Source organism: Streptomyces sp. CB00316, assembly GCF_001905595.1.
In the GTDB taxonomy this organism is placed as follows: Bacteria; Actinomycetota; Actinomycetes; order Streptomycetales; family Streptomycetaceae; genus Streptomyces.
In genome coordinates, this window is the sequence record NZ_LIXI01000010.1 from 306,976 (window position 1) to 333,856 (window position 26,881).

Annotated in this window: 17 protein-coding genes and 4 pseudogenes; 11 read left to right on the forward strand and 10 right to left on the reverse strand. The window is 67.9% G+C overall.

The window, feature by feature from the left end:
- Positions 1 to 269: 269 nt before the first annotated feature.
- From AMK21_RS26765 to AMK21_RS26780, 4 genes are all read left to right on the forward strand, one after another.
- A complete protein-coding gene (locus AMK21_RS26765; RefSeq protein ID WP_073881754.1) occupies positions 270 to 1,022 on the forward strand; it encodes a TnsA-like heteromeric transposase endonuclease subunit in 753 nt (250 codons plus the stop codon).
- A gap of 362 nt (positions 1,023 to 1,384) precedes the next feature.
- Positions 1,385 to 2,902 carry a transposase family protein gene (locus AMK21_RS26770; protein ID WP_234422061.1) on the forward strand — a complete coding sequence of 506 codons (1,518 nt, stop codon included), beginning with the start codon at positions 1,385 to 1,387 and terminating at the stop codon, positions 2,900 to 2,902.
- Entirely contained in the window at positions 2,899 to 3,936 is a 1,038-nt protein-coding gene (locus AMK21_RS26775; protein WP_073881756.1) for a TniB family NTP-binding protein, read from the forward strand. Before AMK21_RS26770 ends, AMK21_RS26775 begins: the two co-directional genes overlap by 4 nt.
- Before the next feature lie 17 nt (positions 3,937 to 3,953).
- Positions 3,954 to 4,598 carry a hypothetical protein gene (locus AMK21_RS26780; RefSeq protein ID WP_073881757.1) on the forward strand — a complete coding sequence of 215 codons (645 nt, stop codon included), beginning with the start codon at positions 3,954 to 3,956 and terminating at the stop codon, positions 4,596 to 4,598.
- Between the two features lie 211 nt (positions 4,599 to 4,809).
- Here AMK21_RS26780 and AMK21_RS26785 read toward each other — a convergent pair whose 3' ends face one another.
- From AMK21_RS26785 to AMK21_RS26795, 3 genes and pseudogenes are all read right to left on the reverse strand, one after another.
- Positions 4,810 to 5,400, reverse strand: a complete 591-nt coding sequence (locus AMK21_RS26785) for a hypothetical protein (RefSeq protein WP_073881758.1) — start codon at positions 5,398 to 5,400, stop codon at positions 4,810 to 4,812.
- Between the two features lie 266 nt (positions 5,401 to 5,666).
- A pseudogene (locus tag AMK21_RS36325) lies at positions 5,667 to 5,988 on the reverse strand (hypothetical protein); the annotation flags it as partial.
- Positions 5,989 to 6,069: 81 nt separating this feature from the next.
- The gene (locus AMK21_RS26795) at positions 6,070 to 8,856 is read right to left on the reverse strand and encodes a hypothetical protein (protein ID WP_073881759.1); all 2,787 of its coding nucleotides are present in this window, start codon (positions 8,854 to 8,856) and stop codon (positions 6,070 to 6,072) included.
- A gap of 195 nt (positions 8,857 to 9,051) precedes the next feature.
- Between AMK21_RS26795 and AMK21_RS26800 the strand changes: the two genes are divergently transcribed.
- Both AMK21_RS26800 and AMK21_RS26805 read left to right on the forward strand, forming a co-directional pair.
- Positions 9,052 to 9,903, forward strand: coding sequence for an alpha/beta fold hydrolase (locus AMK21_RS26800; RefSeq protein ID WP_073881760.1), 852 nt, complete (start codon positions 9,052 to 9,054; stop codon positions 9,901 to 9,903).
- 157 nt (positions 9,904 to 10,060) lie between these two features.
- The gene (locus AMK21_RS26805; RefSeq protein WP_073881761.1) at positions 10,061 to 11,590 is read left to right on the forward strand and encodes a helix-turn-helix domain-containing protein; all 1,530 of its coding nucleotides are present in this window, start codon (positions 10,061 to 10,063) and stop codon (positions 11,588 to 11,590) included.
- 627 nt (positions 11,591 to 12,217) lie between these two features.
- Here AMK21_RS26805 and AMK21_RS34920 read toward each other — a convergent pair.
- The 3 genes and pseudogenes from AMK21_RS34920 to AMK21_RS36330 form a co-directional block, all read right to left on the reverse strand.
- Complete coding sequence (locus AMK21_RS34920; RefSeq protein ID WP_143194882.1) at positions 12,218 to 13,060, reverse strand: hypothetical protein; 843 nt, start codon at positions 13,058 to 13,060, stop codon at positions 12,218 to 12,220.
- 43 nt (positions 13,061 to 13,103) lie between these two features.
- Positions 13,104 to 13,529: a hypothetical protein gene (locus AMK21_RS34925; protein ID WP_143194883.1), complete on the reverse strand. Its 426-nt coding sequence runs from the start codon at positions 13,527 to 13,529 to the stop codon at positions 13,104 to 13,106.
- 114 nt (positions 13,530 to 13,643) lie between these two features.
- Positions 13,644 to 14,166 (reverse strand): annotated as a pseudogene (locus tag AMK21_RS36330) (transposase family protein); the annotation flags it as partial.
- Between the two features lie 129 nt (positions 14,167 to 14,295).
- Here AMK21_RS36330 and AMK21_RS26825 point away from each other — a divergent pair.
- Positions 14,296 to 15,234, forward strand: a complete 939-nt coding sequence (locus AMK21_RS26825; RefSeq protein ID WP_073881764.1) for a hypothetical protein — start codon at positions 14,296 to 14,298, stop codon at positions 15,232 to 15,234.
- Positions 15,235 to 15,667: 433 nt separating this feature from the next.
- Positions 15,668 to 16,960 carry an IS256 family transposase gene (locus tag AMK21_RS26835; protein WP_073881765.1) on the forward strand — a complete coding sequence of 431 codons (1,293 nt, stop codon included), beginning with the start codon at positions 15,668 to 15,670 and terminating at the stop codon, positions 16,958 to 16,960.
- Positions 16,961 to 17,198: 238 nt separating this feature from the next.
- Here the strand turns inward: AMK21_RS26835 and AMK21_RS26840 are convergent, their stop codons facing one another.
- Positions 17,199 to 17,954, reverse strand: a complete 756-nt coding sequence (locus AMK21_RS26840) for an IS5/IS1182 family transposase (protein WP_073881766.1) — start codon at positions 17,952 to 17,954, stop codon at positions 17,199 to 17,201.
- A 113-nt stretch (positions 17,955 to 18,067) separates the two neighbouring features.
- Between AMK21_RS26840 and AMK21_RS26845 the strand changes: the two are divergent.
- Positions 18,068 to 18,433 (forward strand): annotated as a pseudogene (locus AMK21_RS26845) (transposase); the annotation flags it as partial.
- 40 nt (positions 18,434 to 18,473) lie between these two features.
- Here the strand turns inward: AMK21_RS26845 and AMK21_RS26850 are convergent.
- Together AMK21_RS26850 and AMK21_RS26855 are read right to left on the reverse strand one after the other, a co-directional pair.
- The gene (locus AMK21_RS26850; protein WP_073881768.1) at positions 18,474 to 19,112 is read right to left on the reverse strand and encodes a hypothetical protein; all 639 of its coding nucleotides are present in this window, start codon (positions 19,110 to 19,112) and stop codon (positions 18,474 to 18,476) included.
- A gap of 130 nt (positions 19,113 to 19,242) precedes the next feature.
- Positions 19,243 to 25,446 (reverse strand): RHS repeat-associated core domain-containing protein, encoded by a 6,204-nt coding sequence (locus AMK21_RS26855; protein WP_420712524.1) that lies wholly within the window; start codon positions 25,444 to 25,446, stop codon positions 19,243 to 19,245.
- Between the two features lie 479 nt (positions 25,447 to 25,925).
- Between AMK21_RS26855 and AMK21_RS26860 the strand changes: the two genes are divergently transcribed.
- Both AMK21_RS26860 and AMK21_RS37215 read left to right on the forward strand, forming a co-directional pair.
- Positions 25,926 to 26,219: a hypothetical protein gene (locus AMK21_RS26860; RefSeq protein ID WP_073881769.1), complete on the forward strand. Its 294-nt coding sequence runs from the start codon at positions 25,926 to 25,928 to the stop codon at positions 26,217 to 26,219.
- Positions 26,204 to 26,526, forward strand: a pseudogene (locus AMK21_RS37215) (transposase family protein); the annotation flags it as partial. The gene AMK21_RS26860 and the pseudogene AMK21_RS37215, both read left to right, overlap by 16 nt.
- Positions 26,527 to 26,553: 27 nt before the next feature.
- Here AMK21_RS37215 and AMK21_RS26870 read toward each other — a convergent pair.
- Positions 26,554 to 26,881 (reverse strand): integrase core domain-containing protein (locus AMK21_RS26870; RefSeq protein WP_143194884.1); only part of this gene is annotated, 328 nt, incomplete at its 5' end.

The window sequence follows — 26,881 nt, forward strand, 5'->3', positions numbered from 1 at the left end:
TGGCAGCGGGCGCCGCGTTGTGCCGCCTACGGCCCCGACCATCCGCTAAGGTAAGGCTTAGTTAGGCATGCCTTACCGGGCGGCGGCTGCGGTGCGCCTCGGCAGATATCTCGATGTCGAGATAACTCTAGTACATAGCCGCCGCCCGGTCATGCCCAGGTGCCCTTTGACCGCTGTCATCCAATCGAGGCGTTTGACAGCGAACCCAGTCGTTCCGGCTTCCTTGCCAGCGAACCTAGTCGTACGAGGTGACGTCCTGGGGGTGCTGGATGGCCGTACCGGTGGGGATGGATCTTGCCGAGCCGTACGTCGAGCTGTCGTACGTGGATGCGGTACGCGAGTCTCGGCGGCGTCCGCTGCTGGACTGCGCGACGACACGGTTCGAGGACGTGGCCGCAGTGCGGCCGTTTCGCTGGTCGCGAGGTGAGCGTCACTTCCCGGGCTGGTACTGGGCGGCGACGACCGGGCGGCACGTCGGCTTCGAGTCCTGGCTGGAACGGGACCGGCTTGTGCTGATGGACTTCGATCCCGAGGTGGCGGGGATCGCCTCGCAGCCGTTCTGGCTGCACTGGCACGACGGCGAGCGGGAGCGTCGGCACGCGCCGGACTACTTCGTACGTCGCGCGGACGGCTCGGCGGTGGTCGTCGACGTCCGCGCCGATGAGCGGATCGAACCGAGGGACGCGGAGGCGTTCGAGGTGACGCGCCGGGCCTGCCGTCAGGCGGGATGGAGCTTCGAGCGGGTCGGGGTTCCGGAGGAAGTGCTGCTGGCGAACGTGCGGTGGCTGTCGCGCTACCGGCATCCCCGGTGTCGGCGCGGGCCGGTCGTGGATCGTCTCCGGGAGCTATTCGCGGAACCGGCCCCGTTGATGGCCGGTGCGGATGCGGCCGGTGAACGGCTTGAGACGCTCCCCGTCCTGTTCCATCTCCTCTGGCTGCGCGAGTTGGCCGCCGAGGGGCTGACGGCCGGGCTGCTGGGGCCGTCCACCGTCGTGCGCCTGGCGGACGGAAGTGTTCAGTGACGGGGGCCGGGAAGGAACGGCAGGTGCCTGCGTCGGCCAGGATCGCGGAGTTCCCGCAGACCGCTGCGGAGCAGGCACGCTGGTGGGAGAGGCACATTCTGGAGGTGCTGGACGGCTTGCCGCCGGATGCTCCTGCGGGGAGGGTGCTGCGGCCGGAGTTCGACCCGGAGCGGAACTCGCTGGCTCAGCGGGAGCGGGCCAAGGCTGCCGAGCTGACGGCGGCCGGGCACGCGATGACGGCTAGCGGGGTCAAGCAGCGGCGCCAGCGCTATCAGCGGGACGGGCTGGTCGGACTGGCCGACGGCCGGTCGGCCAAGCAGATGCCGTCCTTCGGCCGGGTGGCCCCGGCGGTGGTCGAGGCGATGCAGCAGGCGATCGACGAGACGGCCGAGGCGTCGTCGAGGACGATCGGCTTCGTGGTCTGGCGAGCGACCCAGATCCTCGCCATGCGGGAGGACGCGCCGGACATCGAGGTTCCCTCGCAGCGCACGCTCTACCGGCTGTTCGACAAGCTAGCCACCGGCACCCATGCGACGGGCTCGGCGACCACACGCCGGTCGCTGAACGCTCGTCCGGCAAGGCCGTTCGGAGAGGTGCCGGCCTGCGCGCCGGGCGAGTGGATGCAGATCGACTCCACGCCGCTGGACGTCCTGGTCCGGCTGGACGACGGCATTGCTGAGAAGGTCGAGCTGACCGCCATGATCGACCTGGCGACCAGGTCACTGGCCGCCGCAGTCCTGCGGCCGACGACGAAGGCGGCCGACGCATCCGCGCTGCTGGCCCGGAGTATCACCCCTGAGATGATGCGTCCTGGCTGGTCAGATGCACTTCGGATGTCGAGATCTGTGCTGCCGCACCGGCGGCTGATGTCCCTGGACGAGCGGTTGGAGCACGCGGCTGCGAGGCCAGTGATCGTGCCGGACACGATCGTCTGCGACCACGGCAAGGTCTTCATCTCGAACAACTTCCGTGCTTCCTGCCGCTACTTGGGAATCAGCCTCCAGCCGACGCACAAGGCGTCCCCCTTCGAGAAGGGTGCGATCGAGAAGACGCTGGGTTCGGTGGCGACGCTGTTCGCGCAGTTCGTCGCGGGTTACACCGGCCGCTCGGTGGACCGCCGGGGCCGCGGCCTGGAGAACGGACCGCTGTGGTCCCTGCCCGAGCTCCAGGGCCTGCTGGACGAGTGGATCGTCATCTGGCAAAACCGCCGGCACGACGCACTGCGGGACCCGGACTCACCCAAGCGGGCGTTCACGCCGAATGAGAAGTACGCGATGCTGCTGGAATCGTGCGGCTACATCCCGGCCCTCTTCAGCGGCGAGGACTACGTCGAGTTGCTGCCCGAACGCTGGCAGGCAATCAACTCCTACGGCATCCGGATCAACCACCGCACCTACGACGACGCCGAGCTGACCCCGCTGCGCCGCCAGCACTCCGGGGTGGCGGAGAAGAAGGGGCTGTGGGAGATCCACTACGACCCCTACGACGTCTCCCGGGTCTGGGTACGCGACCGCCTCAGCGAGCCAGCCCGGTGGATCACGGTGTTCTGGAAACACCTGCACCGTGTCGGCGTCCCGTTCGGCGAGATGGCCTGGGACCACGCCCGTGACCAGGTCTCAGGAGGGACCGAGGAGCAGATCGCCGATGTCGCCGCGGACCTGCTGCGGCGAACACACGACGGACCTGCCCAGATGAAGGGCCGTGGGGCAAAACGGTCCCGGCGCGTCGCCGCGCGGACCCGGGCCACGGCCTCCGACCGGCCGGTCCCCGATCCGATCACCGCCGAAGCGGTCCAGGACGACCAGGCGGACACCGAGTCCGCGAAGGTCATCCCGCTGGGACTGTTCGACCCGCTTGCCAACCCCTGGAGGCGTCCGTGACCATCTCCGAACCAGCGACCGGACGCACATCGCTACAAGAAGCCGATGCCAAGGCCAACGAGCAACTGACCACCCTGGAGGGGTGGCGGAGGTTCGCCGTCGGCCCGCCCAATCCCCCCGTGCTGTTGACCCCGGCCGAGCTGAACGGTCTGTCTCCGGTCGAGCGGGCGCTCTACGACGAGGACCGGCTCGACCATCACGCCCGCATGCTCGTGGTCGCCACCTCGTTCGTCGAGAAGACGGTGGTCTGTGGGCGGCGGTTGGTCCTGCTCAACCGGCACGCGATCAGCGCCCGCCGCGGCCTGATGGTCTCCGGACTGCCCGGCACCGGCAAGACCAGCGCCCTCACTCAGCTCGGGCTCGCCCACGAACTCCTCGACCGGGCCCGCCACCCGAACGTCGCGGACCGCATCCCGGTGCTCTACATCACCGTCCCGCCCGCAGCGACCGCGCGCATGATCGCGGCTGAGTTCGCGCGCTTCCTGGGTCTGCCAGTCAGGGCCAGATCGAACATGACCGACATCATCGAAGCAGTGGTCGGCGTCTGCACGGATACCCGCACCGGGCTGGTCCTGGTCGACGAAATCCACAACGTTTCGCAGATCACACGAGCTGGTGCCGAGGTCTCCGACACTCTGAAGTACTTCTCGGAACGTCTCCCCGCGACGTTCGTCTACGCGGGCATCAACCTCGAAACCAGCGAACTGCTGGCCGGCACCCGCGGTGCCCAGATCGCGAGCCGGTTCACACTCGTCCCCACCCGCCCCTTCCCCTACGGCGCCGAGTGGAAGGGCCTGGTCGCGACCATGGAGGAGACCCTTCTCCTGCACGACCATCCACCGGTCAGCCTGGTCAAGCTGGACCGGTACCTCCACAAACGAACCGACGGCATGATCGGCGCGTTGTCCCACGCGATTCGGGGCGCCGCGATCGACGCGATCCTCAACGGCACCGAGCGCGTGACCAAGGCAGGGCTCGACGCCATCCCCCTGGACCATGCTGCGGAAGCCCCGGGGAAGGGCCTCCTGAAGTGACTCCCCCAGCGCCCGAGATGCCCCGCCCGCTGGCTCCACTGCCCGTTCGACTACGCCCTCACGCCGGTGAGATCACCGACTCTTACGTCCGCCGCCTGGCACGCGCGAACCATCTCAAGCCGAGCTATCTGCACTGCTTCCTCAATGGGCCGCCCTTCTGGTTCGGCAAGCCTCAGCTCGACCGCCTGGCCGCCGTTTCCGGACGTTCCGAGGAGTCCCTGGACCGGGCCCTCGCTGACGCCTGCTCCCCGCGCGGCCGCATGAAACCCAACCCGCGCACAGCGCGAACGGACCCCTTCGCCGACGATCCCAACCTCCCCCTGCTCATCTACATCGACGCCCGCCGAGGCCACACAATCCAGGACCTGGCTCTGCGGCACCGAGTTCCCCGACGCCTCGTCCGCCTTGCCCTGGACACGATGCAACCGCCTCCCCGCGGAGTCGACCGAAGCTATGGAGGCTTCGACAGCGACCTCATCAAGGCCATCGGGGCCATGGCGGACGAGGGCCTCGGACCGAAACAGATATGGCTGAGGCTCATGGACTACTACGAGGAGTCCGTGTCCTACACGATGCTCCGCCGGTTCGTCCATCAGTACTGCCGCCGACGGCAGATTGCCGCGAAAGATCACCCCCGCTCTCCAAACGGTCAATTTCAGTGACTTCGGGAGGCGAGCCAAGAGGGGGTCCAGCCAAGGTGAGATCAGAAGCCACCTTGTGTGGGTCTTCCGCGCTGCCGTTCATGCTCGTGCTGGCGTCACCGCATCTATTGGGGTCCCGGTAAGAACGCTGCCACCAGCCGCAAGATGAAGGTGGTGACCTGTGCGGCTGGCGGCTGGTCGGCGGCTTACTCCGGTGTTGTCTTCCCGCGAGTCAGAGGTCGTCGGGGGATTCGCGCCAGTCGGGATGCCGGTAGGGGGCGATACTGCGGCGGAACCTCGGGTTGAGCACCTTCCACCTGTGCTCCTTGGTCAGCCACCACTGGCGAAGCAGGTAGCCGCGTATGCGCCGACGGCGCCGGTATCGGCGGTAGAGGGTCCCCTTATGGAAGTCGCGTACCCATTCGATGTTGTCGGCGTCGCGAAAATACACCACGACAGGCCCGAGTGAGGTCGGGCCGTCTCCCCAACGGCAGAACGGGACGTCGTGTTCTGTCTTTTTCCCGGGCAGGAGCACCTGGGCGACCGGCTCTTGTACGTATCCGTACGCGTGTGGGCCGACGATAACGCGTACCGCGAAGACGGGCCGGTCGGCGGCGTTGTGAATGCGTAGTGAGCCAGTGCGTACGGTCCGGTCTGCGTACTCGACGTCGGGTTTGTCGAACCAGCAGGCGATTCGGGCAGCATCTGCACGGTCGGTCTTGCGGTGATCGCGGACGATGATTCCGACGGCCGCGAACAGGGCGCCTGTGGTGCCTATGGCGCTGAACCAGGTGGGGACGCTTCCCCAGTCGACGGGACCCATACCACCCACGCTGCCAGGCTGGATGCCGGGTGGCCGCCAACTTGAGAAGAATCTGAGCTCCGAAGCCCACGGCCGGACGGAGTTGACGGGCAACTCAGCGAAGGACTGATCACCGCCGTTTGCGGCTGGTGACAGCGTTCTTACCGGCACCCCCTAACCACAAGGGGCACTGCCCGAGAGTGATCGTTTGCCATCGAACCTAGTCGCCCAAGGTCAGGAAATCGCGCCCGACTATCTTCGCTGTCAAAGGACACCCTTCCTCACTCCTACCCGCGCCGCCGGACGCGATGCCGACGGTGGTAGGAGAGCGTGACGGCGGCCAGCGGGCCCAGAGGAACAGCGGCTGACAGAGGATGCCGACGACCAGGTTCCCGGTGGCCGTCATGTCCGCGTGCGGGTAGGTCCACCAGAGGGGAGTGTTTGCCCGGATCAGGGTCAGGCCCGCCGCGCCCGGCCCCGCGGGGACGACGGCGGCCAGGGGCGGACCCTCCGCCCGCCGATCAGCGGGATCCAGCACGGTACGACCTCGCCCCACGGACGGACCAGGCCGATGGTCAGGAGGGCGACCAGCTCGCTGACCACGCTGAGGCGGACAGCCCTGCGGCCTGCACAGAGGTCCGGCCCCTCCACAGGGTCGCGGAGGGGCCGGACGCGGTACAGCAGGCAGGACTACGGCGCGTCGCGGACCATGCCCTCGAAGGGCGGGCCCAGCGGCGCGCCCTCGTCGTCCGTGAGCTGGAAGCGGACGTACTCGGCCGGCTCCTTCACCTGGTCACGGATGGTCGGGACGGTCAGGTCGGCGGACTTCTCGCCCGCCGGGACCGTCGTCCACAGCGTCCCGTACTCGACCTTCGAGAGCGGGACCGCCGGGTTCGGGATCCTCTCCACGAGCTGGGACAGCCACTCCTGGTCGACGTCGGCCGTGGACAGCTCCGGCCGGCCGCCGGTGACGGGGACCAGCTGGGCCAGGGCCCAGATCTCGATGTCCGCCTTCTCCGAGAGGGAGACGCGCCACGTCAGCGGCGCGCCCTCGGTGACGTCGGCCGTCACCGGCTTGATGCTCACCTTCGGCATCGGGTCGTCGTTCACGGCGATGACGCCGCCGGCGTCGGCGCCGATGACCGTTCCCCGGACCGCCTTGACCAGGATGTCGTGGGGCTTGTCCCAGCCGTAGCGCTTGTTGCCCTCGACCTTCACCTTGACCTTGATCCCGGCGGTGCCGGGGCCGACCTTGACCAGCCGGCCGGCCGACTTGCCGGTCTCCGGGTCGACGACGTACAGCCGGACCGCTCCGGCGTTCTTGCCGGTGGTGCGGACGGGCACCTGGTACGTCCGGAAGCCCGAGTCGCCCTCCTTGACCGTGAGACGGCCGATGTCGACGCGGGCGAGGGGCGCGGCCTTCACCGCGGGCGTGCCGGGCTGCCACGACCAGGCGTCCATCAGCCAGGCCTTGCCGGAGCGGGACTTCGGGGTCAGCTCCAGGGAGGCGATCTTGCCGAGGTTCAGCTTGGCGCGGGTCGCGGCGGTCAGCGGGACGCGGACCTCCCGGGCCCAGTACGAGGTGGTGCGGTCGGTGCCGGGGAGGCCGTCGATCCGGACGCTGCCCAGCTTGGCCCGCTTGCCCGTGGCGTCCTTGACATGCACGTCGAAGCGGGTGCCGCGGGTGTTCGGGGGTACGGCGACGCGGAGCGCGAGGCTCTTGGCGCCCTTGACCGAGACCGGCTTCTTCAAGGTGACGCGGGCGACCGTGCCCGGCTTCTTCCAGTCCAGGGCGACCGCGCGGCGGCCGGCCTCGTGCTCGGGGCGCCACTGCGCGAAGTGCGGCGAGGAGCCTGGGTCCCTCTCGCTCAGGCAGGCGGTACGGCCGGGGGCGACGGCGTCGCACAGCTTGGCGCCGCTGACCTTGAGCGCGCCCCGCGGGTCGTCGGGGAGGAAGCCGGCGCCCCGGTTGCCGCCGACCGCGTGGGTCAGCACGCGGGCCGGGTCGGCGGAGGGGGCGCGCCGGCCGGTGCCGTCGACGAGCTGACGTACGCGGTCGTCACCGCCGACGAACAGTCGTGCGGCGGCGGCGATGTAGGTCGCGCCCGCCTTGTGCTGCTGGTTGGCGGAGAGCCGTCCGGCGGCGCCGGGCGAGCAGAGCGGGTCGGGCGACTCGGGCTCGCGCCAGAAGTCGTCGTTCGCCGGTGCCTGGGCCTGGCCGGGCGTCCACTCGCTGTTGAAGTAGTTGTGGTTGGCGCCGACCATGTAGACCGAGCTGTGCAGCGCCTTGCCCCGGCTGACACCTCGGGTGCCGTCCGTGAACACCTGGCCCTGGAGGTCGGAGACGTCACCGTCGCAGCCGGGCAGGATCGTCAGCGAGGGGACGTCCGGCACCGGGTTCTGGCCGAAGATGGTGGGGCCGATGTGGACCGTGCCGCGGATCTTCCAGCGGGCCTTGGACCGGTAGCCGTCCTGGGCGGCCGACGGCTTGTACAGGCTGTCCATCACCGCGCGGTTGACGCCCTCGCCGCCGCGCGAGTGTCCGACGAGGAGCACCCGGGACAGGTCGGTCTTCGGGCCCTTGCGTACGGCGGCGGGCGCGGAGGAGGGCTTGGCGGCCCAGTCGGCCCAGCGGCCGAGGTGGTTGCGGATCAGCGAGGAGCGGGCCTGCGCGCCGCCGTCCTCGGCGTTCCAGTCCTGGCCGTTGATGCCGTTGGCGGAGATGGATACGGTCACGTACCCCTGGGAGGCCAGCAGCTTCTGGTCGCGCAGATAGCCCCGGTGGCTGGGGATCGGCTTGCTGCCCTTGGCGCAGGGCCAGTCGCCGGAGGTCTCCTCGTTCTTGCCGGGGATGTAGCAGGTGGAGTGGCGGCCGTGCAGGAAGAGGGCGATCGGGCGCTTGCCGGATGCCTTCTTCGGGGCGACGACGACACCGCGCATCTCGACCGGTGCGGGGAAGCCCGGGAGCTTGACGGAGGCGAGGTTGTACTCACCGGTGGTGGTGGCGTACTTGCCGGGCTTGCCCGGGTCGACGGCTCCCGCGGGCAGCTTGGGCGGGAGCTTCGGGGCGGGCGGCTTGGCCTGGCGGGCGCCCGCGCCCGGAGCCTCGTCGAGCCGGCGCCCGGCCGCCTCGACCGCGAGGCCGCCGAGGTCGGCGGTGCGGACCTCGTCCATGGGGAGCCGGAAGGTCCGGCCGTCGTCCTGCGGTTCGGGTACGCCCACGAGTTCGCCGTTCGCGCGGAACTCCACGCGGGCGTCGCCCATGGGGACCGGCTCGGGCGCACGCCACTCCAGGTGGCTCTGCCCGTCCTCACCGGCGATGCGCCAGCCGGGCGGCAGCGCGTCGCCGGGCTGGGGTGTCGCGGTGGCGCCGGGTATCTCCGGCGGCGCCGGGGCGGCGTACGCCCCCGTCGGCGCCACCCCCGCCACCGTCAGCACCGCTATCGCGGTGGCCCATGCTCTCCGGCCACGTATCAAAGCTCCTCCTCAACCCTGTTCGTGCGCGCGTCCGTTCCGGTGGTCTGTTCCGGTTCGAACGCGCTCTCGGAGATCGAGACGGGGAGGCGAACCTGGGGGTTGCCTCTGCGGGCGGAGTGATCCGGGGGCCCGCTGTCGCAGGCGGTCGGTAGGGTCGGGCGGCGGATGCGTTCTGCGTGACGGAAGGGTGGCGGAGTGAGGGTCAGGGAGAGCGATCTGCGGCTGGGCGACGGCCGCAGGGTCCATGTGTACGACACCGGCGGCGACGGCGGCCCGGACGACGGGCTCGTCGTCTTCTGGCACCACGGCACACCGAACATCGGCTCACCGCCCGCGCCGCTCTTCCCCGCCGCCGCGGAGCTGTCCGTCCGCTGGGTGTCGTACGACCGTCCCGGCTACGGCGGTTCGTCCCCGCTCCCCGGCCGGGACATCGCGTCGGCCGCCGCCGACGTGCGGGCCATCGCCGACGCGCTGGCCATCGGCCGGTTCGCCGTCCTGGGGCACTCCGGCGGCGGTCCGCACGCGCTGGCCTGCGGCGCGCTGCTGCCCGACCGGGTCACCGGGGTGGCGACGGCAGCGGGGCTCGCCCCGTACGACGCCGAGGGGCTCGACTGGTTCGCGGGCATGGTGCCGTCCTCGGCGGCCTCCCTGCGGGCGGCGGCCGAGGGGCGTGCGGCGAAGGAGGCGTACGAGGCGGGCGCCGGGTACGACCCGGAGATGTTCACCGCCGCCGACCACGAAGCGCTGGCCGGTACGTGGTCCTGGTTCGACCAGGTGGTGGGGCCGGCCCTGGAGGGCGGGCCGGACGGCCTGATCACCGACGACCTCGCGTACGTCGCCCCGTGGGGCTTCGACCCCGTACGGGTCACCGCGCCCCTGCTCCTGCTCCACGGCGGCCAGGACCGGATAGCACCGGCCGCCCACAGCCGATGGCTCGCCGACCGCAGCCAGACGGCCGAACTGCGGGTGCGCCCGGCGGACGGGCACATCTCCGTGCTCGGCGCGGGCGTGGAGGCGCTGGAGTGGCTGGCGGCCCGGGCCGGCTGATCCGGCCCCCGCGCCCCGTACGGCCGCACGTCCCGCGCCCCATCGCCCCGCCCGGGGGACGATGGCGGCGCGGGCGACCGTTGCACTCCCCTCACTCCTCACTCGAACGGCACACCCCCACACCAGCCTCATCTCATATCTGAGATAACCTGCCGCCATGTCAGACGACTACCTCGCACGCATCGGCAAGCTCATCCGTGACGCCCGGCAGCACCGGGGCTGGACACAGACGCAGCTGGCCGAGGCGCTCGCCACGAGCCAGAGCGCCGTCAACCGCATCGAGCGCGGCAACCAGAACATCAGCCTTGAGATGATCGCCCGCATCGGAGAAGCTCTCGACAGCGAGATCGTGTCGCTCGGCTACTCCGGGCCCATGCACCTGAGGGTCGTCGGCGGTCGCCGACTCTCCGGCGCCATCGACGTCAAGACCAGCAAGAACGCCTGTGTCGCGCTGCTGTGCGCCTCGCTCCTGAACAAGGGCCGCACGGTCCTGCGCCGGGTGGCCAGGATCGAGGAGGTGTTCCGGCTCCTGGAGGTGCTGAACTCCATCGGGGTGCGCACCCGGTGGGTCAACGACGGCGTGGACCTGGAGATCGTGCCGCCCGCACAGCTGGAGATGGAGGCGATCGACGCCGACGCCGCGCGCCGCACCCGCTCCATCATCATGTTCCTGGGCCCGCTGCTGCACCGGATGGAGCAGTTCACCCTGCCGTACGCGGGCGGCTGCGACCTGGGTACCCGCACGATCGAGCCGCACATGATCGCGCTGCGCCGGTTCGGCCTGGAGATCGCCGCCACGGAGGGGCTGTACCACGCGCAGGTGGACCGCTCGGTCTCCCCCGGCCGTCCCATCGTGCTGACCGAGCGCGGCGACACCGTGACCGAGAACGCGCTGCTGGCCGCCGCCCGCCACGACGGCACGACGGTCATCCGCAACGCCTCCTCCAACTACATGGTCCAGGACCTCTGCTTCTTCCTGGAGGCGCTGGGCGTCCGGGTCGACGGCATCGGCACGACGACACTCACCGTGCACGGGGTCCCGCAGATCGACGTGGACGTGGACTACTCCCCTTCCGAGGACCCGGTCGAGGCGATGAGCCTGCTGGCCGCCGCGGTGGTGACCGAGTCCGAACTCACCATCCGCCGGGTGCCGATCGAGTTCCTGGAGATCGAGCTCGCGGTTTTGGAGGAGATGGGCGTCGACTGCGATCGCACCCCCGAGTACGCGGCCGACAACGCCCGCACCCGGCTGGTGGACCTGACGGTCCGGCCCTCCAAGCTGGAGGCGCCGATCGACAAGATCCACCCGATGCCGTTCCCCGGCCTCAACATCGACAACGTCCCGTTCTTCGCCGCCATCGCGGCCTCCGCGCACGGCCAGACCCTGATCCATGACTGGGTCTACGACAACCGCGCGATCTACCTCACCGACCTCAACCGCCTCGGCGGCCGCCTCCAACTCCTCGACCCGCACCGGGTCCTGGTCGAGGGCCCCACCCGCTGGCGCGCCGCAGAGATGATGTGCCCGCCCGCCCTGCGGCCCGCCGTGGTGGTGCTGCTGGCGATGATGGCGGCCGAGGGGACGTCCGTACTGCGCAACGTCTATGTCATCAACCGGGGGTACGAGGAGCTGGCGGAGCGGCTCAACTCGGTGGGGGCACAGATCGAGATCTTCCGGGACATCTGAGGGGCGGGGTGTTGTGCCCCTTGAGCCCAGGGGGCACAACACAGCAACGTGCCATCTGACCTGCGAATACTTACCTTCACGGCCCTTCACTGATCACTGTTGCTTTTCAGCACCTTGTGCAACGCACGTGCAAGATGATTTTGATTGCATGACGGTGCGTCAGAATAACCTGATAGGCCATCACTCTTTACGCAGAGTTGTCGCCGTAGCGACCTCGCGACGTCCGATGCCGGTCGCGTCAAGACGACCACGTCTGATCGACGAGGGGACCCGCCATCTGCCCAACGTCCCCATCCTTAAGCAGGGCGGCCCTTGTCAACTGTGGCGCCAGATGTAGGGGGGTGTTCACCGAGATGCCCATGTGCTTCGCGGGGTCCTGAACGGTCAGGAAAGCAGACTCAACCGCAGACTTGGACCGGTTTCGCATCGCGTAGCCCCCGAGGTAGGCACTGCCAGAGCAACAGTCGTTTGTCCTACCGCCCACCGCGCAGCAAACCCGTGCGGATCTCCGTCGGCGAGCGGAATTAGAATCCGAGGGCTCAGCGGTTTAGCGCGACTGCCCCGTCGCGAGGAGCGAGGTCAGGGCAGGATGCAATTCCAACTCATCTGGCTCCGTAGCTACAGCGACTAAGCGTCCTTCTCATCGGTAGGGCTGTAGTGATTGATATTCACGGTCTGAGCGGTTCCGACCGAGGCGGCTCGGTGGTTCGCGGTCTGATGGATGGGCGCGGTTTCCTGCTCATCACCACTAGGCCGAAGGTTCACTCTGGTTGGGGCCCCACCAGGATGTTCGTAGAGAAGGGAACCGTCGGTGAAATCGACAAGAGTGGGCAGGGCCTCGGGGTAGGCGACCACGTACAAGGCGAGCCGATACGCCCAAGCGTCGGCCAGGGAGTTCTCGCTGTTTTCCAGCTCGGCACGGGTGATGCGGGCGATATACGCGGCTTCACCTTCAGTGCTGGCCTGGAACGGTCCCGCCGCTTCGCGGGCAAGATCACGCAGAATGCGCGCATCTTCGAACACCGTAGCGAGGCTCGCGCGAATCAGTTCTCGAGGGCCATGCTTGTAGAGCTGAGCAACCTCGGCACGCAGCGCTGCTGGAGAGAAGTCGATCATGCGTGCAGTGAGGGTACCTGCTGCACCTGTGGCGATCGCGGTAATTTCGGAAGTAATACCCTCTCTATGTTGCTCAATATCTCCAAAATCCTGTTGCTTGAGGGTATTTCGCGCCAGTTTTTGAAGTTCGGATAGGGTGCCGAGCAGTTCGGCTGCTTGACGGATGGCAACCACCGTGTCGCAAGACTGGTGCCGCTGCCCTTCGTCGCGATCGCGATCATCTCCTGTGAGTCTGATCGTCTTCTCTTCTTCATCCGTATAGAGCGCCCACTCGAGAGTTCCGGCAAGATCCGGACTGTGCTCCCCGATGGCATCGAGGTGATCGCGGATGTAGGGCCAGTGAATGACTTTCATGCTGGGTCCGTGTACGAGCTCGTTGGTCACATCCCCTGAGGTTCTATCCGTGGTTGATGGTGAGGCCACCATCAACCTTGCCGACGACTGTTGCCCGGTCGTACCCGGTTTGTGTGATCGACGCAGAATCAGCCGCTGGGGCGGCGAGACTCTGAATGGCTGGTCGAGCCTGTGGGTAGCGCTCGGCATAGCTGGTGAGAATCAGCCTCAGCAGGGTGGTCAGTTCAGCTTCTGCAAGAGGAATGTCTTGCTCTCCGGTCAAGCGCAATACCAGTTGAGCCGTTGCGCTGTCGTATGTATTCAGAGCGTCGGCTTGATCTTCATCGGTGGCACGACTAAGGGCCCTGCAAAGACGTCCGCGTGCGCTCTGCACTCCGTCACTGAAACGAGAAACGCCGTAGCTGATGCCGGTGGCGGCAAGGTTGGCGGCCGCGCCACTCACAATTGCAGCGGTTACAGGGTCTAGCACGAGAGTTCCCCTTAAGTTGTGCTTCCGCCAGCTTCGTGCGACTACTTGACCGAGAAGCCTAGCTGGCCTTGTAGCGGCGGGGAGCCTCTTCTAGATACTGAGCCTTTTCCAACCTCACGTTGAGGCGTAGTGAAGGACGAGGACGGCCTTCACGAAGTCGGGTTGGTTCCGCAGCGGAGCTTCCGCAGGAGGCGCCAGCCCTTCAAGACGGCCATGGCCTGCTCGCCGACGCACCGGATCTTGGCGTGGCTGTTGTTGCGCCGTCGCTTCCAGCGCTGGAGCCGACGGCCCCGGAAGGAGACTCGGATGTGCCGTCCGGCGCCTTGGTACGCCCTGTCCCGCCCACAACTTGAGTCCCGTGGCGGCGAGTGCGTCGACGATCCCGCGCTAGCGGGCAGCGGTCAGGTCTTGGGGTGGAGCCGGGCAGGACCAGGGAAGCCCACGGCAGTCGGCCGAATGTGAGGACCTGAACGTTCATGCCGCGCCGTCTATGTCTGCCCGAGTAGTACGGGGTGTCGACGGTGATCTTGTCGATGGGCAGCAGTGTGCCGTCCAGGATGACGCACGCCTTGGCTGTAACGGTCTTCATGGCCTCGGCCATGGTCGGGGCGCGGGCGGCCAGGACCTCGATGGCCTCACGCCGGGCCGCGCCCGCGGCCTAACCGGTCACTTCGGGACGCCCCAACTGCCCAGTGCCGTCGAAGCGGTGGCGCGCCGACAGAAGCAGGATGTAACCTCCTCTCCAATTCAGAGAAAAGGAGTCGCCATGGCGACGCGGGTTGGCTTTAATTTCGGTGACGACGGAAGCCAGGAGAGCGTCGTGATCTCCTCCGACCAGCTCGCTCGAGTGGTGCGCGCCGCACTGCAAGACAAGGTGCTGCTGTCGGAGCAGGCTGCGCCTCATGATCTGTGGCGGGACATCGAAGCCGTGACCAGACTGCTTGAGGGCCTGGAGGATTGGCGGGAAAGGGCCATCGTGGCGGTCGACGAAAGCGGCACCGTGGACCGGAGCGCCCTCGGCATCGCCGCGAGCATGGGCGCGGCAAAGCTGTACGACCTGCTGGAACGGCACGGCCGGCCACGCAATCAGACACGGCTGACCCAGGTGGATGTGCTGGAGAGCCGGGTGACCGGCGAGGACGGAGAGTGGGACGCGGCCCGCGTCGTCGCCACCATGAACAGCTACGGCTGGGAGATCGACGACAAGCGGGCCCGCGCACTGCTGCGGGCGCTGACTGAGCAGGAGGTGCTGGAAAAGATTCCGAACCGAGGCGGACGCGCCGTCTACCAGGTCGTCAGCCCTCGGGACTGGCTGTACTGCCTGGACCCGGAGCGCGACACGATCGAGAACGGCCCCTCCACCCCAGCGCGGGTCGCGAGGCTGGCGCGCGAAGACTCCGGTCCGACCGAGTGGTGGCTCGGGAAGCCGCTGAAGCGAATGAGGGACGGCGACCGGCTGTGGATCTACTTCGGCGGGGTCGAAGGAAAGATCGCGGCGATGGCGCATGTGAAGTCGTCACCGCGACCGGCGCCGATCGGTTCGCAAAAGCCGTACGAGTTCGACGCCGAACTGGACCTGAAGGCGACCACGGCTCTGTGCAAGTCGCCGGTACGGCTTGAGGAGATGGATCAGAAGCACCCGCAGGCATGCGGGGAGATGCGTGCGGCGGACGTGAAGCTGGCCGAAGCGCGTGCCGGCCTCTGACCGCCCCTCCCCCTGGGCGCGCACCGCACCGCGGTGCGCGCCCAGCTCTTGAGGGCGTGCTCGATCCGCTCGAAGTCCTCAGGGCTGAAGTTGCCCCGGCTGATCTGCACGCTCCGGTTTTGTTTCGGCGTCACCACATGTGGATACGACGCCAGCTCCGGCACGGCGATCTTCCAGGTGGCCGCGATGCACCCGAGGACGATCACCGCGTCACGGGACATGGCGCGGCGCACCAGGTAGAAGGCGAAGGACTGGGAGGGCAGTGTGTACGGGATCGGCCGCCACGATTGCGAATCGTAGCCGTGGAACTGCACGGCAAGGATCTGCCGGGCGAGTTCGTCGTGACTGTGCCCCTGCTTCGTCAGGCCGTTCAGGGTCCGGGACCGGGACTGTAAAACGTTCGGTGTAACTCCTGATCATGGAAGATGCATCGATGACCAGCAACAACGTGACAGAGGCCGAGTCGGTAGAGCCGTCCGGGGCGGTGCCGGCGAAGTCTGTGGACGACCGGCTGATTGACGAGCTGGTGGGCCGGGCTCAGGCCGAGGGCCTTCAGCTGACCGGCGAGGGTGGGTTGCTCCAGCAGCTGACGAAGCGACTCCTGGAGTCCGCCCTCGAGGGCGAGATCACCGACCACCTCGGCTATGACAAGCACGATCCGGCAGGGAAGAACGGCGGCAACTCACGTAACGGCACCCGCGCCAAGACCGTGCTGACCGATGTCGGCCCGGTGGAGATAACCGTGCCCCGGGACCGGGAAGGCAGCTTTGAACCGAAGATCGTCAAGAAGCGGCAGAAGCGTCTGTCCGGCGTGGACGAGATGGTCATCTCCCTTGCGGCGAAGGGTCTGACGACCGGCGAGGTCCAGGCCCACCTGGCCGAGGTCTATGGCGCCGACGTATCCCGTCAGACGATCTCCACGATCACGGACAAGGTCCTCGAGGGCATGGCCGAATGGCAGAACCGGCCCCTGGACGCGGTCTATCCGGTGGTGTTCATCGACGCCATCCACGTGAAGATCCGCGACGGTGCGGTCGCCAACCGCCCCATCTACGTGGCTCTGGCGGTCACGGCCGAGGGCCGACGGGACATCCTCGGGCTGTGGGCCGGTGACGGCGGCGAGGGCGCCAAGCACTGGATGCATATCCTCACCGAGATCAAGAACCGCGGCGTGAACGACGTCCTCATGCTCGTCTGCGACGGGCTCAAGGGCCTTCCCGACGCCGTCGACACCGTCTGGCCCCGCACCATCGTGCAGACCTGCGTGGTCCACCTGCTGCGGAACTCCTTCCGCTATGCCGCCCGCCAGGACTGGGACAAGATCGCGCGTGTCCTCAAGCCCGTATACACCGCGGCAACCGAGGACGCGGCCCTCGAGCGGTTCGCCGAGTTCGCCGACACGTGGGGCAAGAAGTATCCGGCTATCGTCCGGCTCTGGGAGAACGCCTGGGAGGAATTCACTCCCTTCCTCCGCTTCGACACCGAGATCCGCCGCATCGTCTGCACCACCAACGCGATCGAGTCCGTCAACGCGCGGATCCGACGGGCGGTCAAGGCCCGCGGCCACTTCCCGAACGAGCAGGCCGCCCTGAAGTGCGTCTACATGGCGATCATGTCGCTCGACCCGACCGGCAAGGGCCAAGCCCGCTGGACCATGCGCTGGAAGACAGCGCTGAACGCCTTCGACATCACCTTCGACGGCCGACTCTCCGCAGCACGCCAGTAACCCTCAACAGCCCGAGTTACACCGTTCGTTTGACAGACCCACGGTCGGTGATAGCGCCCCCCGCCGGAGAATGTCTGCCCCGCGCTCCAGGCGTGCTTCTTCCCAGACAGCGTGGCCATTGCCTCCCAGGTGACCACGATTATGTCACCGGGGTCGAGGTAGCAGGTCCAAAGACTGCACTTGAACCAGCCGCGTCCCTTGGCCTTGTTGTTGCTGAACCAGTGAGCCTTTTCCAACCTCACGCTAACGCGTGGTGAAGGGCAAGAACGGCCTGGACGATCGCGGTGATGCGGTTGGTGCTGCAGCGGAGCTTCCGCAGAAGGCGCCAGCCCTTCAGAGTGGCCATGGCCTGCTCGCCGAGGCAGCGGATCTTGGCGTGCATGCTGTTGTGCCGACGCTTCCACAGCTTGAGGCGGCGGCCTCGGAACGGGACGCGGGCGGGGTGGCCGGCTCCCTGGTACGCCTTGTCCGCCCAGCACTTCAGCTCGGCCGCGGCGAGCGCGTCGATGATCCCGTGGGTCCGTGCGGCGGTCAGGTCGTGGACGGACCCGGGCAGGGCGGGTGACGTCCACAGCAGCCGTCCGAACGGATCGGTGAGGACCTGGACGTTCATGCCGTGGCGCTTGTGTTTGCCGGGGTAGTACGGGGTGTCGGCGGCGATCCGGTCGATCGGCGGGAGGGTGCCGTCCAGGATCACGAACGCCTTGGTCCGGATGATCTTCATCGCCTCGGTCAGGGTCGGGGCGAGGGCGGCCAGAACGTCGATGACCTCGCGTATGTAGCGATAGACGGTCGCTATGCCGATGCGGAACCCGGCGGCGAGCTGGGCATAGGTATCGCCGCATCGCAGGTGGGCCAAGGCGAGCAGGGCCTGTCGGCCCGCGGGCAGACGCCGCCAGCGCGTTCCGACCTCCCGCCGCCGGGCATGCAGTTGAGCGCTCAGGTAGCGCAGCGTGCGGCTGGACAGATCAATTGACCACGGGTAGACAAGCACGCGCAGCTCCTGGTGGGGCGCGGTGGATCTTGGTCGTGACACCTCCGACCGGGAGCTTCATCGCGCCGCAGAGCCGCCCAAGTGACGGACACCGTCGTCAGGTTGGAATCGGATCCGTGACCGTCGCCGGCGCCGGCCTCTCCGAGAACGCCATGGGAATACGCCTCCTCGACCAGGCCAAAGCGGCCTACCCGACCATCGCGAAAAGCTGGGTCGACACCGGCTTCAAGAACGCCGTCGTCGAGCACGGCGCCCGCCTCGGAACGACGTCGAAGTCGTCAACCATAACCCCGAATAGCGCGGCTTCCACGTCGCGAAAAGGCGGCTGGGTGGTCGAGCGGAGTATCGGCTGGATCATGATGCACCGCCGCCTCGCGCGCGACTACGAGACCCTCACCACCAGCTCCGAAGCCATGATCCACATCGCCTCGATCGACAACCCCGCCAGGCGCATAACGGGCGAGACCACAGGAAGATAACAGGGCATCAAGGGGTAATCCGCCTACTTCAAACGCCCTCTTAAGGCTGCTGCGGACCCGTCAGATACCAGCCTGGGCTGCCGCCGTCCGGCGCCGGACCTGGCGGGTGCGCCAGCTCGAGGTCGTCGCCGACGGCTGTGTACCCGGTCCCGGATGCACGGACCGCGCGGATGCGCAGGCGGTCACCGGGGAGGAGGACGACCAGGGCCAATGGGAAGAAGAGACGACGCATGTGGCGGGAGGGCCTGGTCAGGTTCTCCACTTCGAGGCTTTCGGCCTCCGGGGTGACGAAGAGCTCCGCAACACGGACGAGTTCGTCGCCGTCGTCCTCGGGCACCCTGCCGGTGTGCACCAGGGATTCGGATTCGGTGACCACCGCCATCGCGCGGCGGGCGAGGATCTCCTCTCGCGCCGCTGGGTCCGCCGGATCAAAACCCAGCAGTCCGCCGCCGAGGTGGTCGCAGTCGGCCCAGCCTGCCGCTTCAGTGTCTTCGTCGGAGCTGCGCAGGGAGTAGAACAGCTCCTCCGCGAGGTACCCGTCGTCTCTGCGGTGGACGAGCAGGACGAATCCGAGGTCGTCCTCGGTCCAGACATCCGCGACGACCGGGCCGGTAGCGGCGGCCACCGTGGGGCCGGAGCTAAGGGCCTCCCGGGCGATTGCGGCCAGCGGTCGCCTCATCGTTTTGCCTTCCATCACTCTCCGTTCCCCACCTCCGGGCTGCGTACGGCCCTCTGCGGACTGTACGGAAAAGACGGAGGTGGCGCACCCCTGTGGGACGCGCCACCCATTCAACACCAGGCCAGGCAGTTCACTTGGCCATGCAGTTGTCCGTCATGTTCGAGACGTATCCGTTGTAGCCGAAGACCGCGACCATACCGCCCGACCAAATGCGGGTGCCGGGCTTCACCTGGATGTTGTAGTGGACCGCCCACTGGAGCTTCAGCGGGGTGTACCAGCTCTTCTTGCTCTGGAGCTTGACCATCTTGTTGCTCCGTCCCGGCTTGACGCCCCAGGTCTCGGCCTGGGTGGCGTTCCTCGCCAGGTAGCGGTTGGCGAAGCCCGTCACCTGCACATTGATGTAGTAACCCATGTACCGGTAGCCGTTCTTCGCGATGCCGCCACCACGCTTACTGGTGATGATGCGCATCCCGTAGCCGTTCTGGATGCGACGGGTGCCGCATTTCGGGTACAGGCCGTTGGTGTCCGTGGAGTTGCACGGGTCGGCGTTGGAGTAGTCGTAGGCGTTGGCCGAACCGCCGTACACCGGGTCGGTCTGCATGAACCGGCCGCGGGACGGGTCGTAGAGGCGGACGCCCATGAGCATGAGGCCGCTGGGTGTGTCGGCGGGGCGCTGCTGTGAGCCCAGCCAACCGTATCGTGCCTGCGGCTGGCCCGAGCGCGCGTTGCCGTACTCGTCGTTGTCGAGTGCTACCGGCGCCTTGTCGGCGTCGAGCGGTAGCTGCAGCGCAATGTCACCGTGGATGTTGGTGAGCTGGAGCACCGTGTTGCCGGTCTTGTCGGTGGTCGCTCCGAGCGTGCCGGTGACGGTCTCGACGTTGCGGGTCACCGCGCCGGTTGCCGTGTCCTCCACGACCCAGCGCGGGTTGTCGTTGTCGCTGTCGTAGTGGTTCAGCTTGGACGCCGTCTGGGTCCAGCTGCTGCCGCTGCCGGTCTCGGCCTTCCAGGAGCGGAAGCGGAGGTCGGAGTCCAGCTGCCAGGTCTGTCGCTTGCCGTTCGCGGTCTGCTGGTGGGCGAGGTCGTTGGCGTAGTAGCCGATCGTGCCGTGGTCGGGCGAGGTTGAGGTGCGGCCGAAGGCGTCGTACGTCCAGCCCGCGTCCCTGGCTCGGTCGGCGGAGTCGTAGGTGTGGGTCTTGGTGGTTCCTCCGGTGGTGGGGCAGTCGGCGCCGGGCGCACCGGTCGCGGCCGTCAGGGAGGTGCGGTTGCTGCGCTGGTCGAAACCGTAGGAGCGGGTGGTGCAGACGGTGTCCGCGGTGTCCTTGACGGTGCTGAGGCGACCGACCTTGTCGTAGGTGTACTTCTGGTCGGACCAGGCCGCCTGCGCGGTCACCTGGCCGTGCACGGACTCGCTGGTCCGGTCGGAGAACACGACCATCCCGTCGCTGTCGCGCGTGTAGGTTCGCGCGATCGCGGAACCTGCTGTGTCCCTGGTCTGAGCGAGCGAGTAGCCGCCCGGCAGCTTCTCGCTCACCACGCCGCCGTCGGCGTCGTATGCCGCGGTGAAGTCGCCGGCCACGGAGTCGCTGGTCTTCGTCGGCAGACCGCGCGGCTCGGCCGCGTGGTCGTAGGAGAAGTTCACGGTGGACGGCACGGAGTCGGTGGCTTTGAGCGGACGGTCCAGGGCATCGAACTGCACCTGGGTCCGGCCGCCATCGGCGTCCGTATAGGAGATCAGACGGATCAGCTTGTCGTAGACCCGGGTGATCGTCCCGCCAGTGGAGGAAACGGACTTGACCGCCTCGCCGTTGGCCGGGTCGTACTCGATGGAGACCTGGGGAACAGCCACCCCCACGCCACCGGTGATCGAGACCTGGGCGGGGCGGCCCGCCACGTCGTGCGTGGTCGTGGTGGTACGGGTGACGCCGTTGGCGGTGTCCACTGTCTTCGCCGCGTTGCCCCACCAGTCGTACTCGGTGGTGCTCGTCACCAGGTGCGCCGGGTTGGAACCGCCACCGGTGACCGCGCCTGCCGGGCCGGTAGAGCATGCCTTGCCCGCCCATTCAGGGCGGCCCTGGCAGGCGCCGACGCCCGTCGCGGACCAGTAGGTGGTCACCCGGGTGGCCGCGTCGGTGCCGTTGGAGCCGGGCATCAGCTGCTTGACGACCCGGCCTTGGGCGTCGTGGACCGTCTCGGTCGTGAGCGCCTGGCCACCGGGGTCCTGGATGGTCTTGACCGAGACGCCCTTGGCCCAGTCGAAGACGGTCTGCGTCTGGCGGGTCTCGCCGTGTACGGTCGGGTGCTCACGGACCTGGGCACCGGTGCTGGTCTTGGTGACCTGGTCCTTGATCGTCGCGGTCCCGTCGGTGGGACGGCCCGTGTCGAACTCGTTGACCGTCCAGGGCCGGGCGGTCACGGAGGTACCCGCGGGAACCAGCACAGTGGTGCCCGACTTGAGGTCGGCGGTCAGCTCGACTCGGCGCAGTGGTCCGAACTCCTCCAGCTTGCGTGTGCCGGCGGCGTTGTAGACCGACCGGGACGAGAGCAGCTCGGCCCGCTCCGCACTGGTGAGCTGGGCGATGCCGAGGTCGGCCTGGATGTCCCGGTCCTCAACCGTGAGGCCGAGAGCGAGGGAGCGGTTAGCCGCGGTCAGCCCGCGCACGGTGTTGCCGAAGCGGTCGTTCTCCGAGGCGGAGATGTGGCCGCCCGGGGCGGCCACGTTGACCAGGTCGCCGGAAGCGGCCAGGTAGTGGATGCCGGCCCGCCGGTAGTCGGCCGCGGTCAGCTGGTTGCCGATGTGACCGGCAGGCACGGAGTCGGCGGGGAAGACGGCGGTGGCGTCGGTGGGGGCCTGGCCCTGTCCCCATGCCTTCACGTCGGCGGCGCCCATCTTGTGCGGCGCGGCGGAGCCGGTCAGCGGTACCTCGTAGACGACGCTCGTCACGGCCTGGCCCTCGACGGTGTCGACCGTGCCGGGCTTCAGCGCGGCGCGGGACGCCTTGAGGAGCATGCCCTCACTGGCTGTGGGAGAGGTTCCCGCTTTGCCGTAGGTGAGGGTCCAGGGCATTTGCCCGGGAGCGGTGTAGGTCGTAACCCGGCCCGCGGCGTCGTACCCGTAGCTCGTCTTGAGCGCGGGCGAGATCTGCGTCTGCCAGGTCTCCCGCAGTCGGCCCTGGTTGTCGTACGCGTACGACTGGACCGTCTTGGCCGTCGCGGAGGCGGCACCCGGCGCGGTCGCCCACAGTCGGATCTCCTTGACCTGACCGGTGTAATCACCGAGGGTCGAGCCCGTCGCCGTGGTGGAGGTCGCGTACACGAACTCCAGGACGCGGCAGCCCTTGGTGGCTGGCGTCGTTGCGCACGTCGCCGCGGGCACGGCCGAGTCCTGCGCGATCACACGGTGTGGACGGGCCAGCTTCTTGCCGTCCACGGTCACCGTCTCCGAGAGCATGGTGACCGTCGAGTCGTCCTTGCCGTCGAGCATGGTCGACGAGACGTTCCAGACGGTGGACGCCGCGTCGAGCTTGCTGAACTCTGTGACCGAGCCGTCGGTGTCGGTCAGCGTGAAGCTGCCCGTGACGGTGCCCTTCAGGGTCAGCTTGGGGGACCCCGGCTCGGCGATCCAGGCGGTCTTCGCCGCGTTCGCCGTGAAGTGGACGGAGTCGCCAGCACCCGTCACGACGGCCACCGCCGTGTCGGAGATCCTGCGGACGTGCGTGTAGTCGGATTCGGTCGTTTCCGCGTTCATCCCCGCGGACCACTGCTTGCCGAAGACCGGTACCTGTCCGTCTTGCTCCGCCCCCAGATCGGGGGTCAGCGAGGAGGCGGTGCGGCTGACCGACATCCCGAAGTGGGAAGCCTCGGACTCGGACAGCGTGTACTCACCGGTCAGCAGGTTCAACGCGCCCGGCCCGACACGGCCGGGCGCGGCGCCCTGGGCGTTGCGGTCTACGACGACGGTGAGCGGCTGGGTGCTGCCCGTGGCGGAGCTCGGTCCGGTGAACTCGGCCTGGATCTGGACGGTGCCGTCGGGGTTCACGGTGTCGGCGGCGTTCCAGACAAGGTCGGCGTTGCGCCCGTTCTGCAGGGCCACCGGCCAGGTGGTGAGCGGCGTTCCGCCGGAAGTGACGTTCCCGGCCGGGATCCGCGCCCACGGGTCGGCCTCGGAGCGGCGCCAGGAGAAGGAGACCTTGTCGTACTTTCCGCCGTCCGCCTCCGCGACCAGCGGCAGGCGGCGCGCGGTGCGCACACCCTCGGCGGGCTGCACGAAGCCACCCGGACCAGCGTGGAAGGTGTAGTCGATGGCCTCGGACTTGTTGTCGGCCTTATCGACCGCCCGCACCTGGAGAGTGTGGGTGCCGTCCTTCGGCGGGGTGACGCTGATGGCCTTGGTGCCGGAGGTTCCGCCGGTGGCGACCTTGGTCCAGGTCAGCCCGTCCAGTGACCACTCCAGCCAGTTGTGGTCGCTACCCGCAGGCGGGGTGACGGTGAAAGTGCCGGCTTGGCCGGCGCCCTTGACCCACTGCCCGGTCGGATAGTCGGTCGAGACGATCTTTGTGGGGGCGGAGGGGGCGGTGGTGTCGACCGTGAAGGTCTTCCACTCCGACCAGCCCAGGTTGTAATGCGTCCCGTCGTACGGGCTGCTGCGGAACTTGTACGTCTTCCCGTTGGCCAGCACCCCCGCCGGGACGGTCACCGGGGCCGGCTGCCCCGACGCCACGAACCCGGAGCGCAGGACCTCGCCGACCTGGGTGTTGGTGGCGTCGTCGAAGATCTGGTAAGCGCCCTGGATCTTGTCACCGTTCGGGTCGACGAACGTGTCGCGCAGGGTGGGGCGCACCGTGTTGACCGTGTAGGCGCCGCCGTAGGAGAAGAACGGCGGACCGGCTTCCTGCTTCGTGCCGGTGCGGGGCCGGTAGTTGTAGGTGACGACCAGCTTGGGCGGGTTGGTGGCGGCGTTGGCAGAGTTGACCCGCTTCCACTGCCCCGTGACACTTTCGTCAGTAGCGCGCAGGCCCATGTGGGAGCGGGATGCCTTCGCGGAGGCCCATTCCTGGACCATCGTGGTCACGTTGGCGTTAATCCAGCCGTCGGGCTGGGTCGAGCAGGACGGATTGCCCAGAGTTTCCGAGGAGGTGGCCTTCTTCGCGGTCCACGCCGGCTGGGCCGTCCAGCGCGAGGAGGTGGAGGCGGCCCCGGTGGACCACACCTCCCACGGCTGGGTGGGGCAGGACGTGCCGGTGTAGTTGGCGGAGTGGAAGTTCCACAGGGACAACTTCGCGTCCATCACCAGCGCGTCGGAGATCGGCGCGGTGTTCCAGGAGATGAACGACCGGGCGGTGCGCGGGGTGCCGTCGGCGTTCTTCGTGCCCGGATTGCCCAGGTCGAGTTCGGTGTCGGTGGACCAGTCGCGGGTCTCGCCCTGCTGGACATAGGTGTCGAAGACGTTGGAGAGCGCCGACGTGGACGGGTCGACGATGACCGGGTACTTGGTGGCGGGGTCGGCGAGGAACTCCGGGTCGGGCGTGACGACCAGGTCGATGGCCGTCCCCCTCTTCACGACCTTCATCGCCACCGGAACGCGGCGGGTGTGCTCACCGGAGGCCTCGTCGACGGTGGAGTCCCACATCACCGGCGCGGGCATCACCGCGGTCTTCTTGTTCTTCTTGTCCGTGAACACCACGCTGCCGTCGGCCTGCTGCGCGGCCTTGAGGCCCTTGGCCTTCAGCGGCAGTGTGTAGGTGTAGCCGTCGGTCGTGGGCTTCTGCTTGATCTCGACGTACTGCTCGAACCCGGTACGCGTCGCCTCGACCACGACGTCCGCGCCGGGCACGGCGTTGACGTACTCGGCGCGGTTACCGTCCAGCTTCGGGGCGGGCAGGCCGCCCTTCCACTGGAGCGTGATCTGCTCGTCGCCCTCGCCGAGGGTCACCAGATCGGTGGCCTTCGCCGCCTGTGCCGCCTTCAGCGAAGCGGCCAGGGTTCCAGTGCGGCCGGAGAGCTTCAACCCCTCCGGGTGCGCCTTCGGCTCCACCGCGCCGCCGGCCACCGCCACCAGGTCCAGATCGACATCGCGCCACTCGCCGGTCGCCCCGTCCTCGAAGCGGACCGGACCGGCCGTCAGCTCGGTGGTGAGCGAACCGTCCTTGTTCGCCCAGGTCGTGGAGGTCTCCGTACGCTCCGACAGCACCTCCACCCGCTTGCCCGACAGACGGGCGGCCACACGAGCGGACGGAATGTCCGCAGCCTGCGTGACGGCAGTCGGCTTCTCCGGTGCGGCAGGCACCTGGCGCTGGGTGGCCATCGCGATGGTGCCGTCGAGCAACGTAACGGACAGGGCCACGGCAAGACTCCCCGCTATGTAGCGCAGACTCCCCCCGGACCAAGGCCGCCCGCGCTTCTCCGGCGCAGGTATATGAATCGTCACGATCCCTCGATCTCGTAGACACATCTCCATCACTCATGCGATGTAGATGTGAAGGTATCGGGGGAGAAAAGGCAGAGAACTGAGACAAGAGCGGCAAGATCGACTTCAAGGTCCCTAAAAGTGAAGTGACATTCATCTCTTGCCTATCTGGTCTGGTGCACGGCTAGCACTTGGATGCGCTGGTGAAAGGAGCGCATCAGCCTGGTGTGAGCACGCACGAGGGGCTCGTGCGAGAGACGTGTGTTCCCTTCAGGCGCGCGCCGTGCGCAGGCCACTGGGCTCTGGCCCGCTTGGGTGCGGACGGATCAGTTGAAGGGGGTGGGGTTGCGTGAAGCGGCGAAGAATCGTAGGGGGGCGCGGCTGCTGTCGTGGCGACGGGTATATCCGGTGTGCTGGTGTTCCAGTCCGCGACCGGCAGCCCCGTGGGAAGCACCACAGCGGACGCCAAGCCCGGCCCGGTAAAGGCCGATACCCGCACCGCCCCGCTGCGGGCGAGCGGGGATGGCCGCAGCGGGGCACTGAAGCAGGGCAACGCGAAGCCGTTCAGCATGCTCGGCATCACCTGGACCGACCCGGCCGCAACAGTCACCGTGACGCTGGAAGTCCGCACCCGCAACGCCGGCAGTGGGCGGTCGTCGTCGTGGCTGCGGCTGGACGGCGACACACAAAACGCCACGGCATGAACGTCCAGGTCCTGACAGACCCGTTCGGGCGGTTGCTGTGGGCCTCGCCCGCGCTTCCAGGTTCAACGCACGACCTGACCGCCGCGCGTACTCACGGCATCGTCGACGCACTCACCAATGCGGGCCTCAAGTGCTGGGCGGACAAGGCGTGCCAGAGCCGGCGCATCTCGTTCCGGGGGGTCGCCGCCTGAAGAGATGGAAGCGCCATCACAACAGCAGCCACGCCAAGATCCGCTGCCTCGGCGAACAGGCCATGGCGACTCTCAAGTCCTGGCGACTCCTCCGCAAACTGCGGTGCTCAACTACTGAACCGTTCCGGAGTTCTGTAGAGACTTCAGATTGTGGTGGTGACCTGGGGTTCCGCGGTCGCGAGGTAGTAGTTGGTTTCGTATTCAACTGGTGGGATGTGCCCGATCTCACCGTGGAGTCGGCGATGGCAGTACCAGTCGATCCACTCGGCGGTGGCGAGTTCGACCTGGGAAAGCGTCTTCCATGGACGTCGGGGCTTGATCAGCTCGGTCTTGAACAGGCCGATCGTGCTCTCCATGAGGGCGTTGTCGTAGGCGTCGCCGACCGAGCCGATCGAGGCCGCGATGCCGGCGGCGTCCAGGTGCTCGGCGAGCCGGGAACTCGTGTACTGACCGGATTCAACCGGTCGTTGC